Genomic DNA, 13,337 nt, shown 5'->3' on the forward strand with positions numbered 1-13,337 from the left:
GGCGGACGTCAGTGCGGCAGCCGCCCCTCGTGGAGCACGCCGTCGGGGTCGGCCGCATCGCGGATCGACCGCAGCCGCTCGATGTCACCCGCCGACGCGCACCGCTCGAGCGTCTCGCCCGGGCCGAGGAACGTCGGCGCCATGCGCTCGGCGAGGTGCGGGCGCAGCAGCGCGTCGAGACCGGCGAGCGACTCGAGGCCGGGCTCGACGGGTGTGCCCGGGAACTGCGGCACGAGCGAGTGCGAGATCCACGACGCCCCGGCGAGCGTCGCGAACGCGGGCCGCGCGGGCTCGTCGAGCACGCCGCCGAGCATGCGGAGCGTGAAGCCGACGAGCGGCCACTGCTCCTCGCGCGATCGCCACGCGAAGAAGTCGTCGATCGCCGCGTCAGGGAGCTCGGCGAGGGCGTGCGAGCTGCCGCCGCCGGGGGAGGGCTCCTCCGGCTCCATCGACATCGCCGCCATGCCGGCCTGCGTGATCGGCCTCAGCCGCTCCTCGCTCGGCGTCGCGGCGGCTCGCAGCCCCTCGAGCAGCCCGAGGTCGCTCTCCGAGCGCGCGAGCACCTCGACGGTGACGAAGCTCCGCCCGCGGATGCGCTCGGGCAGCATCGGCGCGTCGGGCATGCGCATCGACGAGACGAACGCGCCCAGGCCCTCGGGCGCATCCGCCGCCGCATCGCGCACGGCGCGGAAGACCGCGGGCCCGTCGGCCGCGTCGAACGACAGCACGCCGCCGACCATGCTCGGCGCCTCGAGCAGGTCGACCTCGAGCTGCGTGACGATGCCGATGAGGCCGCCAGCGCCGCGGAGCGCCCACATCGTGTCGGGGTCGGATGCGTCGTCGACGTGCTCGTGCGTGCCGTCCGGTCGGAGGATCCACGCGGCCCGCAGCGACTGGGCGCCGAGCCCCGCCCAACGGCTGAGCCATGAGTGGCCGCCGCCGGTGAGGTAGCCGGCTGGCGTCACGACGCGGCTCGTGCCGGAGGGGATGACGAGGCCCGTGCCGTCGAGCGCGTCGATCACCGGCCCCCACGTGACGCCCGCGCCGATCGTCGCGACGCGCGCATCCGGGTCGATGTCGAAGCGGTCGAACGCGGCGGTGCGCACGAGGATCGAGCGCTCGAGCGCGGAGAAGGCGCCGTGGCCGCTCGGCTGCACGGCGACCGTGACGCCAGCGTCTCGCGCGGCGACGAGGATCGCGCACAGGTCGCCGAGCCCGTCGGGATGGGCGACCGCGAGCGGCCGCTGGTCGATCGAGAGGTTCCAGGGGGAGCGCTCGGCATCGAACGCGGGGTCGTCCGGCAAGGTGAGGCGGCCGGAGAGGGAGGAGGCGAGCGAGGAGAGATCGGGCGCGGTCATCTCAGATGCGGAGCCCTGCCGCTGTGCAGTCACGCGCGGGACGCTACTCGTGGCCGCCCACGCGCGCCAGGAGTCTCCTGTGCGGCGATCGGGCACATGGCGCACGTGCTCGGATGTGGCTACAATCTGCCCATGACAAGCGCCACAAGCGAGCGTCGCGTCGGCATTCGGGCGCTCCGCGACGGGCTCAGCGCCGAGCTGCGACGAGTCAAGCGAGGCGACACGATCCAGGTGACCGAGCACGGGCGCGTGATCGCCCTGATCGTCCCGGCGCGGCATGAGAGCAGCATCGAGCGGCTCGTCGCCGAGGGCGTGATCGAGCTGCCGACCGACCCGAGTCGCGACCTGCCCGAACGCATCCCGGCGCGCGGGACAGTGAGCGACCTGGTCGCCGACCAGCGGCGATGATCGCCTGCTTCGACACCTCGGCGATCGTCCCGCTGCTCGTCGAGGAGCCGACGTCGGCGCGCTGCGAGCTGGCGTGGCGGAGCGCGGCGCGCGTGCACGTCGCTGCGGTCACGATCACCGAGACCGCCGCGGCGCTCGCCCAAGCCATGCGCATGGGCCGCATCGATGCCCGCGGGCTCGACGACGCCTTGCGCGGCGCCGAGCAGCTGTGGGCGCGTTGCTCGATCAGCCCGCTCTCCGCTGAGCTCGCGCGCCGCGCGGCCGTGCTCGCAGCGGAGCACGGCTTGCGCGGCTTCGACGCGGTGCACTGCGCCACGGGGCTGGTGATGCGAGATGTCGGCGGCGTCGGTGTGGCCGGCGATCGCGCTCTGCTCGAGGCCTGGCGGGCGGCCGGGATGCCCGTGATCGACATCACCCGCTGACGTCCGGATGGGAGGATCGAGCGGTGACCGACCGCGACGCCCTCTTCGCCGGCCTCCGCCGCTGGCCCGACGTCGAGGACTCGACGCTGCAGGCCCACGACGCCTCGGACGAGCTCATCCTCGACGAGGCCGCGAAGCTCGGCCCGCTCGGCGAGGTCGTCGTCATCGGCGACCGGCACGGCGCCCTCACGCTCGGCGCGCTCGCGGCCGGCGCGACCCGCGTGCGCGTGCACCAGGACTCGATCGTCGGCGAGCGAGCGCTCGACGCGAACGCCGAGCGCACCACGAACGACGGGTCGGCCCAGCTCACCGCCTTCGCGCATCACGGCCTCGACGCATCCCTCGTCGACGGCGCGCGCCTCGTGCTGCTGCAGCTCCCGCGCGCGCTCGACGCCCTCGACGAGATCGCCGAGCTCGTCGCGACGCACGCGGCCGACGACGTCGTGCTCATCGCGGGCGGCCGCGTCAAGCACATGTCGATGAGCATGAACGCGCTGCTCGGCCGCAGCTTCAAGCACGTGCGCGCGAGCCTCGGCCGCCGCAAGTCGCGCGTGCTGCACGCCGAACGGCCGCTGCGGCCCGGAATCAGCTGGCCGCGCGGCCGCACGCACCGGCTCGACCGCGGCTCGCTCACGGTCGTCGCGCACGGCGCCGCGTTCGCGGGCACGTCGATCGACATCGGCGCGCAGACGCTGCTCGCGCACCTGGGGGAGATGCCGGATGCGTCGCACGCGATCGACCTCGCGTGCGGCACGGGGGTGCTCGGCGTCGCGCTCGCGCAGGGCCGCCCCAACGTGCAGGTGCTCGCGACCGACGCGTCCGCGGCCGCCATCGCCTCGACCCGCGCGACCGCGGTGGCCAACGGCGTCGCCGACCGCATCGAGGCGCGCCAGGCCGACGGGCTCGAGGGCGTGCCCGACGGCAGCGCCGGCCTCATCCTGCTCAACCCGCCGTTCCACATCGGCGCCGCCGTGCACACGGGCATCGCGGAGCGGCTCATCGCCGACGCGGGCCGCGCGCTCGCGCCGGGCGGCGAGCTCTGGTGCGTGTGGAACAGCCACCTCGGCTACCGCGCGGCGCTCGACGCGGTCGGCCGCACGCGGCAGGTGAGCCGCAACCCGAAGTTCACGGTCACCGCGACGCGGCGCTGAAGCGCTGCGCGGCCGGGGGAGCAGCTGGCGCCGACGCCGCCCAGCACCGCAGCATGAGGGCCGAGCGATGCCCCGCGCAGTCCGCGGCGAAGCCGGCGAGGTCGTCGATGCCGAGTAGCCGCGCACCCTTCCGCACCGCGACGTCGCCGAGCAGCAGCACGTCGGGGTCGCCGAGCCGCAGCGAGAGGTAGCCCACCGTCCACGGGCCGATGCCCTTGAGCTCGAGGAGCTGCGCGCGCACGACCTCGAGGTCGGATGCGGGGGAGACGTCGATCGCGCCCGTCGCGACCGCCTCCGCGGCCCGGCGCACGGCGGCGGTCTTCGCGGCGGGGCCGCGCAGCACGTCGGCGCCGTCCGCGACTTGCGCCATCGTCGGGAAGCACCGCTCGACCCCGTCGGCAACGAGTGGGGCGGGCAGGGCATCGCCGAGCGCGGCCAGGAGCGCGAGCTGCTGCGTCGCCGCCACCACGGAGATCTGCTGCCCGACGATCGCGCGCACGAGCATCTCGTGCGCGTCCGCGCAGCCCGGTTGGGCGAGCGCCGGCGACGCGGCGACCGCCTCGGCGAGCGCGGGCAAGCCGTGCCGAGCAGCCGCCCACGTGAGCCGCGCGTCTGCCTCGCGCCGCGCATCCGCCCCGTGGATGTCGAAGACGCGCGCCAGGTCCGCGTCGGCGGTCGACGCGGTGTCGCCCTCGACCGTCGCGGTCGCGACGCGCGGACCGGGGAGCGCCCGCCGGTAGCCGTCGGGCTCGACGACCTCGACGCCGGGCACCGCGCGCGGCCGCAGCCACGCGAGGATGCCCGGCGCCCCGGTCATGCGTCAGACCTGGCGGTCGTCGCGCTCGTCGAACTCGCGGCCCTCGCGGATGCGACGGCGCAGCTCCTCGAGATCCTCCTCCGGCATGTCCTCGCGAGCGGCCTCGCGCACGACGTCGGCGGAGAAGTCGGCGACCGGCGCCTCCTTGCCGTGCGCGTCGATGACCGTGAGCGTGCCCGTCTCGCTGTGCTCGACGCGCAGCGGCCGGTGGAAGGTCGTGCCCATCGCGTCGACGATGTGGTAGTGGCCGTCCGCGCCGAGCTCGGCCTCCGAGGGGCCGATGTGGAGCGACGTGTCGCCCGTCTCCTTGCCCTTGATGCGGATGCGGATGAGCGAGGCGACGGTCGCGATGACCATCGACGCGAGGATCACGATGAGCGAGTGCCACGTCTCGATGTGGGGCACCCACGTGATGGGCTCACCGCCGTTGACGAACGGCAGGTCGTTCTTCTCCATGGCGTGGAACACGAGCTTGACGCCGATGAAGCCGAGGATCGCCGCGATGCCGTAGTGCAGGTAGACGAGCCGGTCGAGCAGGCCGCCGAGCAGGAAGTAGAGCTGGCGGAGGCCCATGAGCGCGAAGATGTTGCACGCGAAGACGAGGAACGGATCCGTCGTCACCGAGAAGATGGCGGGGATCGAGTCGATCGCGAACAGCAGGTCGGTCGTGCCGAGCGCGATGATCACCATCAGGAACGGCGTGAAGTAGGTCACGCCCTCCGACTTCAAGCGGATCTTGCCGCCGTTCCAGGTGTCGGTGAAGTTGAAGCGCTTCTTGAGCAGGCGGACGGCCAAGTTGTCCTTCTCGCCCGCGTCGTCATCGTGGCCGAACGCCTGCTGCCACGCGACGTAGACGAGGTAGGCGCCGAAGATGTAGAAGAGCCACGAGAACGACTCGATGAGCTGCACGCCGACGAGGATGAAGATGCCGCGCAGCACGATCGCGATGAGGATGCCGATCATCAGCACCCGCTGCTGCATCTCCTTCGGCACCGCGAAGCGGCTGAGGATGATGATGAAGACGAAGAGGTTGTCGATCGAGAGCGAGTACTCGAGCAGCCAGCCGGTGACGAACTCGCCCGCCTTCTGCTGCTCACCGGAGACGAACAGCACGCCGGCGAACACGAGCGCGAGCGACACGTAGAGCGCGACCCAGGCGGTCGCCTCCTTCATCGACGGCACGTGCGGCCGCTTCACGACGATCAGCAGGTCGAAGATGAGGATCGCGACGAGCACCGCCATGGAGGCGATCTCGAAGATCTGGTACGGGGTCAAGCGCTGCGCCTCTCAATGGGTACGGGAAGGGCGCGAACGTCTCTCCCGCGCGGAACGCGCCGCCGCGACCGGGAGCCCCGGGGCTCCGTGATGACGATCGCGGCGTGACGGGATACTCCCCTTCGCCAGGGGACGAGTCTAGCGGGCAGCCCGCCTAGCATGGAGCCATGGCAGCGAAGTGGTCTCTCACCGGCGCCCTCAAGGGCATGTTCCAGCGCGAGACGATCACCGAGGAGACGTGGGACGACCTCGAGACGGCGCTCATCACCGCCGACTTCGGCCCCGACATCACCGAGCAGCTCATCGACGCGCTGCGCGCCGACGTCGACCGGCTCATGGTCGACGACCCGAAGGACCTGCGCCGCATGCTGCGCGAGCGGCTCGAGGAGCGCTTCGCCGAGTTCGACCCGACCCTCTCGCTCAAGGAGCGGCCCGCCGTCATCCTCGTCGTCGGCGTCAACGGCGTCGGCAAGACGACGACGATCGGCAAGCTCGCGCGATTCCTCGTGCGCAACGGCCAGTCCGTGGTCGTCGGTGCGGCCGACACGTTCCGCGCCGCCGCGGTCGAGCAGCTCGGCACGTGGGCGCAGCGCGCGGGGAGCGCGATCGTGCGGCCGGAGCGCGAGGGCCAGGACCCCGCATCCGTCGCCTTCCAGACCGTCGAGGCGGCGAAGGCGCACGGCCACGCGATGTGCATCATCGACACCGCCGGCCGCCTGCACACGAAGGGCGGGCTCATGGATGAGCTCGGCAAGATCAAGCGCGTGATCGAGAAGCAGTCGCCGATCGCGGAGGTGCTGCTCGTGCTCGACGCGACGACGGGGCAGAACGGCGTGAACCAGGCGATGGCGTTCATCGAGTCGGCCGGCATCACGGGGCTCGTCGTCACGAAGCTCGACGGCAGCGCGAAGGGCGGCTTCATCCTCGCCGTCCAGGAGCGCACCGGGATCCCGATCAAGCTCATCGGGCAGGGCGAGGGCATCGACGACCTGACGGGGTTCACGCCGCACGTCTTCGTCGAGCAGCTGGTCGGCTAGGAGTGGCCGCCGCCACCAGTCAGCGCGGAGGTCCACTGGACCTCCGCGTCGAGCAGCTCGTCGGGTAGGAGTGGCCGCCGCCGCCAGTCAGCGCGGAGGTCCACTGGACCTCCGCGTCGAGCAGCTCGTCGGTTGACCCACTCCGCTCGTCGAGTAGGCCCGCAGGGCCGTGTCGAGGCGGGAGTCCCCGGTCTCGATGCGCCGGCTTCGACGGCTGCTCGACCAACGGGGTCGGGAAGGTGCTCGACCAGCGGGACGGTCACTCCGCCGTGTCGGGATGCTGCAGCGGCCCGGTGATCGTGAGCCTGCCGCCCTCGATCCGCGCCTGGTCCTCCGTGATGACCGTCGCGTGCGCGCCGCGCACCCAGAGCAAGCCGCTCGCATCCCCTCGCCCCTTGTGCCCGACGATGCCGAACTCGCTGCCCGGCAGCGGCATCCCGACGGTCCCGGGGTGCTTCGAGAGCAGCTCGGGCGTCGCCATCGCGACCGTGCCGGTCTGCACCGTGCCGTAGGCGGCCAGCACGATCGGCCCCCACGTCGCGTGCACGCGGCGCACGAGGTCGGCGTCGAGGTCCTGCCCCGCAAGCAGGATGCGCCGCAGCCGCGGCGGCGCCTGCCCGGTGCGGTCGAGCTCGTCGAGGATGCCGTCGAGCTGGCCGGGGGAGGCGGAGAGCACCGAGACGAAGCGCTCCTCGATGATGCGGATGCGGTCGGCCGCCGGCGTGTGCGCGGCGCTCACGAGCGTCGCGCCCGTGAGCAGCGACATGCCGAGCAGCTGCAGCCCCTTGCCGCGATGCAGCGGCGCGCACGCGAGGATGACATCGGTGCCCTCGACGCCGAGCCGGTCGTGCAGCCCCGCGAGCTGGCGGAGGCCCTGGATGCCGAGCGCGCCCTGCACGTGCGTCGTCACGGTGCCCGCGGCCGAGAGGGCGGGGAGCGCGATGCGCACGCGGCGCCGCGTCGACGCGAGTCCTGAGCCGTCGGTCCTCGACCACTCGAGGATGCTCGCGGCACCCACGGACGGCCCGGCGTGCCAGGCCGGCGCCTCGCCGTCGTGGATGAGGAGGGCGTCGGCGGGCACCGCGTCGCGCAGCTCGTCGAGCAGCGTCGGCCGGATGGGCATGACGTCGAGGCCGAGCCGCGAGCCCGCGAGGAGCGCGATCACCATCGCCGGCCCGTCGCACGCGATCACGACCGGCCGGGGCTTCCGCTCGAGCGGCTCGCGGAAGAGCACTGCGCCGGCGCCCTCGGCCGCCTCCCAGAGCTCGCCGAAGGTCGCGCTCCAGCCGTCGATCACGAGCGCGAGATGGTCGCGGCGCACGCGTGCGGAGTGGCGCGCGAGCGCGGTGATCGTGAAGCCGTGCTCTCGCACGCTGCGCCCGAGCGAGCGCGCGTGGCTCGGCGACATCCCTCGAAGGCGCATCCGATCCCCTCCCGTGTCGACCCGAACGCAGCACCAGCATGGCAGGCCCGCCCGCAGGGCACCCCTCGCCGACGCCGGATGCGCCCGGGCCGGTAGACTCGGCGGAACCATGGCGACCTTCGGCTCTCTCTCCACTCGGCTCACCGAGACCCTCGCGAAGCTCCGCACCAAGGGCAAGCTCTCGGCGGCCGATGTCGACGGCACCGTCCGCGAGATCCGCCGTGCGCTGCTCGACGCCGACGTCGCGCTCGACGTCGTCAAGTCGTTCACCGCCGCGGTGCGCGAGCGGGCGCTCGGCGCCGAGGTCTCGGAGGCGCTCAACCCCGCCCAGCAGGTCGTGAAGATCGTCAACGACGAGCTCATCGCGATCCTCGGCGGCGACAGCCGCAGGCTCGAGCTCGCCAAGACCCCGCCGACCGTCATCATGCTCGCCGGCCTCCAGGGCGCCGGCAAGACGACGCTCGCGGGCAAGCTCGCGAAGCACCTGCGCGGTCAGGGCCATCAGCCCCTGCTCGTGGCGAGCGACCTCCAGCGCCCCAACGCCGTCACGCAGCTCCAGGTGGTCGGCAGCCAGGCGGGCGTGCAGGTCTTCGCGCCCGAGCCCGGCAACGGCATCGGCGACCCGGTCAAGGTCGCGCGCGACGGCGTGGCCGAGGCGAAGCGTCGCCAGTACGACATCGTCATCGTCGACACCGCCGGCCGCCTCGGCGTCGACGCCGAGATGATGAAGCAGGCCGCGAACATCAGGAAGGCCGTGCAGCCCGACGAGGTGCTGTTCGTCATCGACGCGATGATCGGCCAGGACGCCGTCGCGACCGCGAAGGCCTTCCAGGAGGGCGTCGACTTCACGGGCGTCGTGCTGACGAAGCTCGACGGCGATGCCCGCGGTGGTGCCGCGCTCTCGATCCGCGGCCTCACGGGCAAGCCCATCCTCTTCGCCTCGACGGGAGAGACGCTCGACGACTTCGAGCCGTTCCACCCCGACCGCATGGCGAGCCGCATCCTCGACCTCGGCGACATCCTCACGCTCATCGAGCAGGCGCAGAAGGCATTCGACGAGGACGAGGCGCACCGCCTCGCCGAGGCGATCGCGACCGACGGCTTCACGCTCGAGGACTTCCTGAAGCAGATGCAGCAGCTGCGGAAGGCCGGCAACTTCAAGCAGATGCTCGGCATGCTGCCGGGCGCGAAGGGCATGCGCGAGGCGATCGACTCCTTCGACGAGAAGGAGCTCGTGCGCACCGAGGCGATCATCCAGTCGATGACGCCGCAGGAGCGCAAGCAGTCGAAGATCCTGAACGGCTCCCGCCGCCTCCGCATCGCGAAGGGCGCGGGCGTCACCGTCACCGACGTCAACCAGCTCATCGCCCGCTTCGAGCAGGCGGCGAAGATGATGAAGACCGTCGCGAAGGGCGGGATGCCGAACATGCCGGGCATGGGGCCGATGCCTCCCGGCATGCGCGCGCCGAAGAAGGGCGGCAAGCCCCAGGGCAAGCAGCTCAAGCGCTCGGGCAACCCCGCGAAGCGCACCGAGGAGCCGGCGGCCGCGCCCCAGGGGAGCGCGTTCGGCAAGCCGAAGCCCGAGGGTGCCTTCGGCGAGCTCTCGGGCGCGGAGCAGGAGACGCTCCAGCGCATGCTCGGCAACCGGTAGCGCGCGCCGGGGGTCGTCGCGTTGCAGGTGCGCGTGCAGCAAGGTTAGGCTTGCCTTACTCGCGCATCGACGCGGCGAGATCCCCACCTTTCCGAAACGGAGTACCTCCATGTCCCGTGCCATCCGCACGACGATCGCGGCCGCCGCCGCGATCGCGCTCCTGGCCGGCTGCAGCGCGAACGCCGCGCCCGCCGAGACCGACGCCGCCGCCGAGACGGTCACCGTCCCGTCGAACCTCGGCGAGGTGCAGGTCGAGGTCCTGCCCGAGCGCGTCGCGGTGCTCGACAACACGGCCATGGAGACGCTGCTGGAGTGGGGCATCACGCCGGTCGCGCTGCCCGTGCAGCTCGTCGCGCCCGAGCGCTTCGCCGAGTGGGTCGAGGACGAGTCGATCGCCGACGTCGGCACGCACCGCGAGCCCGACTTCGAGGCGCTCGCCGAGGCCGAGCCCGACCTCATCATCGGGGGCTACCGCTTCCGCGAGTACACGGAGGACCTCGCCGCGATCGCCCCGACGATCGACATCGCCGCGAACGACGAGCACGAGGGCGGCTACGTCGAGGCGCTGCGCCGGCAGACGACCTCGCTCGGCGCGATCTTCGAGCGCGAGGACGAGGCGACCGCGATCATCGAGGAGCTCGACACGTCTGTCGCGGCGGCCACCGAGGCGGCAGCCGGGCAGAGCGTCTTCCTCGGCATCGTGAACGGCGGCAAGCTCGACAACGGCGCGGAGCGCATCTCGCGCCTCTCCGACGCGATCGACATGACCGACGTCTTCGCGGGCGACGCGGGCGACATCCACCAGGACTCGGGCCTCGCGCCCGAGACGATCGCGCAGGCCGACCCCGACTGGGCGATCGTGCTCGACCGCGACGCCGGCACCGGCACCGAGGACGCGCAGCCCGCGAAGCAGGTCATCGAGGGCAACCCCGCCCTCGCGGGCACGCGCTTCGTGCAGGAGGGCCACATCGTCTACCTCGAGGACGACTTCTACCGCACCGAGGGCGTGCAGGCCTACACGCGCGCGTTCGACCAGGTCGCCCAGGCGATGGCCGACTGACCTCCTTGTGACCGTCAGGACCGCTCGCGAGCGCCGGCTGCTGCCGGCGCTCGCTGGCGTGACTGCGCTGCTCGTCGTCGCGTCGCTGCTCGTGGGCGGCTACGGCATCTCGCTCACCGGGCTCTTCACCGATCCCGCCCAGCTCGAGATGTTCCTCATCTCGCGCGTGCCCCGCACGCTCGCGCTCATCTTCGCGGGCGTCGCGATGAGCGTCTCGGGCGTCGTCATGCAGCTCATCACGCAGAACCGCTTCGTCGAGCCGACGACGGCCGGCACGTCGCAGTGGGCGGGGCTCGGCATGCTGCTCATCCTCATCCTATGGCCGGACGCCCCGATCATGGTGCGGATGGTCTTCGCGACCGCCGCGGCCTTCGTCGGCACGCTCGTCTTCCTCGCGATCCTGCGCCGCGTCCGGACACGCGGACCGCTCATCGTGCCGCTCGTCGGCATCATGCTCGGCGCGATCATCGGCGGTGTCACGCAGTTCCTCGCCGCTCGCGCCGACCTGCTGCAGTCGATGGCCGCGTGGAGCTCGGGCGGCTTCAGCGGCATCGTGCAGGGCTTCTACGAGCCGCTCTGGGCGGCGGCGCTCGTCGCGCTCGTCGTGTGGATCATGGCCGATCGCTTCACGATCGCGGGCCTCGGCGAGGGCATCGCGACGAACCTCGGCATCGACTACCGCGTCATCACGCTCATCGGCGTCTCGGGCGTCGCGCTGTGCTCGGGCGTCACGAGCGTCGTCGTCGGCTTCATCCCGTTCCTCGGGCTCGTCGTGCCCAACGTCATGCGCCTGCTGCTCGGCGACGACCTCCGCCGAAGCCTCCCGTGGATCGCGATCGCGGGCGTCGCGCTGCTGCTCGCGTGCGACCTCATCGGCCGCACGGTCGTCGCGCCCATGGAGATCCCCGCATCCGTCATCATGGGCGCCGTCGGCGCGGTCGCGTTCCTCGCCTTCCTGCTGCGGGGGAGGCAGCGTGCCTGACGCCCCGCTCGCGCTGACAGGTCGCGCCCCGAGCGCTCCGACCGGCACCCGCCCGGCGCCGCGGCTCGCGATCGTCTGGTCGCTCGCGCTCGCCGCGCTCGTCGCGGTGCTGCTCGTCGACGTCCGCGGTCCGCTCGAGCTCGCGATGGCGCGCCGCGCCACACTCGTCGGCGGCATCCTCGTCGCCTCGTTCGCACATGCGATCGCGACCGTCATCTTCCACACCGTGACGTCGAACCGCATCCTCACGCCGTCGATCATCGGGTTCGACTCGATGTACACGCTCATGCAGACGCTCACCGTCTTCGTCTTCGGCGGCTCGGCGATCGCGGCGACCGACGGCCTGCCGAAGCTGCTCGCGCAGACGGCGCTCATGGTGATCGCCGCGACCGCGCTCTACACGTGGCTGCTCGACCGCTCCGGCGGCGGAGTGCTGACGCTGCTGCTCGTCGGCGTCGTCTTCGGGCTCGCGTTCGACTCGGTCTCGTCGTTCCTGCAGCGCATCCTCTCGCCGACCGACTACGACTTGCTGAGCCTCGAGCTGTTCGGCCGGCTCTCGTCGGTGCAGCCAGACCACCTGCCGCTCGCGCTCGCCGTCTGCGGCGCGGTCGGGGCGGTGGTGTGGATGCGTCGGCGCCGTCTCGACGTCGTCCTCCTCGGGCGCGACGGGGCCACGGCCCTCGGCGTCGATCACCGCCGCGAGCTCATCGTCGCGCTCATCTGCGTCTCGGTGCTCGTCGCGTTCGCGACTGCGCTCGCGGGCCCCATGACCTTCTTCGGGTTCCTCGTCGCGACGCTCGCCTACCGCCTCGCGGGCTCGCACAAGCACGCGCACGTGCTGCCGATGGCCGTGGGGCTCGGCGTGCTCGCGCTCGCGGGTGCGCAGCTCGTCATGCGCCACGTGTTCGACGCCGCGGGGCTCGTCACCGTCATCATCGAAGTCGTCGGCGGCATCGTGTTCCTCGCGCTGCTGCTGGGCCGGAGGAGGCCGAAGTGATCGCCATCGAGCAGGTCTCGAAGCGCTACGCCGAGCACGTCGTGCTCGGGCCCGTCTCGAGCGAGGTGCCCGCGGGCGGCATCACGGCGCTCGTGGGCCCGAACGGCGCTGGCAAGTCGACGCTCCTGTCGATCATCGGCCGGCTGCTCGAGCCCTCGGAGGGCTCGGTGCGCGTCATGGGCCACGACGTGCAGTCGACGAAGTCGGCTGACCTCGCCCGCATCGTCTCGATCCTGCGGCAGGAGAACCGGCTCGAGGCGCGGCTGACGGTGCGCGAGCTCGTCGCCTTCGGCCGCTTCCCGTGGTCGGGCGGCCGCCTCACGTTCGGCGACCAGCAGCACATCGACCGCGCGATCCGCTTCCTCCACCTCGAGGACCTCGCCGACCGCCAGCTCGACGCGCTCTCGGGCGGCCAGCGGCAGCGCGCGTTCGTCGCGATGGTGCTCGCGCAGGACACCGAGGTCGTGCTGCTCGACGAGCCGCTCGCGAGCCTCGACCCCAAGCACGCGGTCGCGATGATGCGCGAGCTGCGCGCCGCCGCTGACGACCTCGGGCGCACGATCGTCATCGTGCTCCACGACCTCAACATGGCCGCGGCCTTCGCCGACCGGATCGTCGCCCTCAAGGACGGCGAGATCTGCGTCGAGGGCACCGTCGACGAGGTCATGCAGGATGCCGTGCTCGAGCGCGTCTTCGACACACCCGTGCGCGTGCACCGCATCGACGACCGACCCTTCGCGGTGTTCACGCCCTGAC

At 72.2% G+C, this 13,337-nt stretch carries 13 protein-coding genes; 9 read left to right on the plus strand and 4 right to left on the minus strand.

Going from position 1 to position 13,337, the window contains the following annotated elements; genetic code table 11:
• Nucleotides 1–8: 8 nt before the first annotated feature.
• On the minus strand, nt 9–1,391 hold the full coding sequence (locus JSQ78_RS00870; RefSeq protein WP_211448659.1) for an FAD-binding oxidoreductase: 1,383 nt from the start codon (nt 1,389–1,391) through the stop codon (nt 9–11).
• 63 nt (nt 1,392–1,454) lie between these two features.
• On the opposite strand from JSQ78_RS00870, the gene JSQ78_RS00875 reads away from it, so the two are divergent.
• Genes JSQ78_RS00875 through JSQ78_RS00885 form a run of 3 tightly spaced genes read left to right on the plus strand, consistent with a single transcriptional unit; the run spans nt 1,455 to nt 3,339 of the window.
• Nucleotides 1,455–1,766 (plus strand): type II toxin-antitoxin system Phd/YefM family antitoxin, encoded by a 312-nt coding sequence (locus tag JSQ78_RS00875; RefSeq protein ID WP_249295773.1) that lies wholly within the window; start codon nt 1,455–1,457, stop codon nt 1,764–1,766.
• Complete coding sequence (locus JSQ78_RS00880) at nt 1,763–2,188, plus strand: type II toxin-antitoxin system VapC family toxin (RefSeq protein ID WP_211448661.1); 426 nt, start codon at nt 1,763–1,765, stop codon at nt 2,186–2,188. The genes JSQ78_RS00875 and JSQ78_RS00880 overlap by 4 nt, the downstream gene beginning before the upstream one ends.
• A gap of 23 nt (nt 2,189–2,211) precedes the next feature.
• A complete protein-coding gene (locus JSQ78_RS00885; protein WP_249295775.1) occupies nt 2,212–3,339 on the plus strand; it encodes a class I SAM-dependent methyltransferase in 1,128 nt (375 codons plus the stop codon).
• Here the strand turns inward: JSQ78_RS00885 and JSQ78_RS00890 are convergent.
• Together JSQ78_RS00890 and JSQ78_RS00895 are read right to left on the minus strand one after the other, a co-directional pair.
• A complete protein-coding gene (locus tag JSQ78_RS00890) occupies nt 3,320–4,156 on the minus strand; it encodes a DNA glycosylase family protein (RefSeq protein ID WP_211448663.1) in 837 nt (278 codons plus the stop codon). The genes JSQ78_RS00885 and JSQ78_RS00890 overlap by 20 nt on opposite strands.
• A 3-nt stretch (nt 4,157–4,159) precedes the next feature.
• A complete protein-coding gene (locus tag JSQ78_RS00895) occupies nt 4,160–5,431 on the minus strand; it encodes a TerC family protein (RefSeq protein ID WP_349305124.1) in 1,272 nt (423 codons plus the stop codon).
• A gap of 167 nt (nt 5,432–5,598) precedes the next feature.
• Here JSQ78_RS00895 and ftsY point away from each other — a divergent pair, with 167 nt between their 5' ends.
• Entirely contained in the window at nt 5,599–6,468 is an 870-nt protein-coding gene (gene ftsY, locus JSQ78_RS00900) for a signal recognition particle-docking protein FtsY (protein WP_211448665.1), read from the plus strand.
• Nucleotides 6,469–6,727: 259 nt separating this feature from the next.
• On the opposite strand, the gene JSQ78_RS00905 is transcribed toward ftsY, so the two are convergent.
• On the minus strand, nt 6,728–7,876 hold the full coding sequence (locus JSQ78_RS00905) for an AMP-binding protein (protein ID WP_211448666.1): 1,149 nt from the start codon (nt 7,874–7,876) through the stop codon (nt 6,728–6,730).
• Between the two features lie 124 nt (nt 7,877–8,000).
• Between JSQ78_RS00905 and ffh the strand changes: the two genes are divergently transcribed.
• The 5 genes from ffh (at nt 8,001) to JSQ78_RS00930 (ending at nt 13,336) form a co-directional block, all read left to right on the plus strand.
• Nucleotides 8,001–9,542 carry a signal recognition particle protein gene (gene ffh, locus JSQ78_RS00910; RefSeq protein ID WP_211448668.1) on the plus strand — a complete coding sequence of 514 codons (1,542 nt, stop codon included), beginning with the start codon at nt 8,001–8,003 and terminating at the stop codon, nt 9,540–9,542.
• A gap of 109 nt (nt 9,543–9,651) precedes the next feature.
• Nucleotides 9,652–10,602, plus strand: coding sequence for a siderophore ABC transporter substrate-binding protein (locus JSQ78_RS00915; protein ID WP_211448670.1), 951 nt, complete (start codon nt 9,652–9,654; stop codon nt 10,600–10,602).
• 7 nt (nt 10,603–10,609) lie between these two features.
• Nucleotides 10,610–11,584, plus strand: a complete 975-nt coding sequence (locus tag JSQ78_RS00920; protein ID WP_211448672.1) for an ABC transporter permease — start codon at nt 10,610–10,612, stop codon at nt 11,582–11,584.
• Nucleotides 11,577–12,581 carry an iron chelate uptake ABC transporter family permease subunit gene (locus JSQ78_RS00925; protein WP_211448673.1) on the plus strand — a complete coding sequence of 335 codons (1,005 nt, stop codon included), beginning with the start codon at nt 11,577–11,579 and terminating at the stop codon, nt 12,579–12,581. Before JSQ78_RS00920 ends, JSQ78_RS00925 begins: the two co-directional genes overlap by 8 nt.
• Nucleotides 12,578–13,336 carry an iron ABC transporter ATP-binding protein gene (locus tag JSQ78_RS00930; protein ID WP_211448675.1) on the plus strand — a complete coding sequence of 253 codons (759 nt, stop codon included), beginning with the start codon at nt 12,578–12,580 and terminating at the stop codon, nt 13,334–13,336. Before JSQ78_RS00925 ends, JSQ78_RS00930 begins: the two co-directional genes overlap by 4 nt.
• The last annotated feature ends 1 nt before the right edge of the window (nt 13,337 follow it).

Source organism: Agrococcus sp. Marseille-Q4369 (genome assembly GCF_018308945.1).
In the GTDB taxonomy this organism is placed as follows: domain Bacteria; phylum Actinomycetota; class Actinomycetes; order Actinomycetales; family Microbacteriaceae; genus Agrococcus.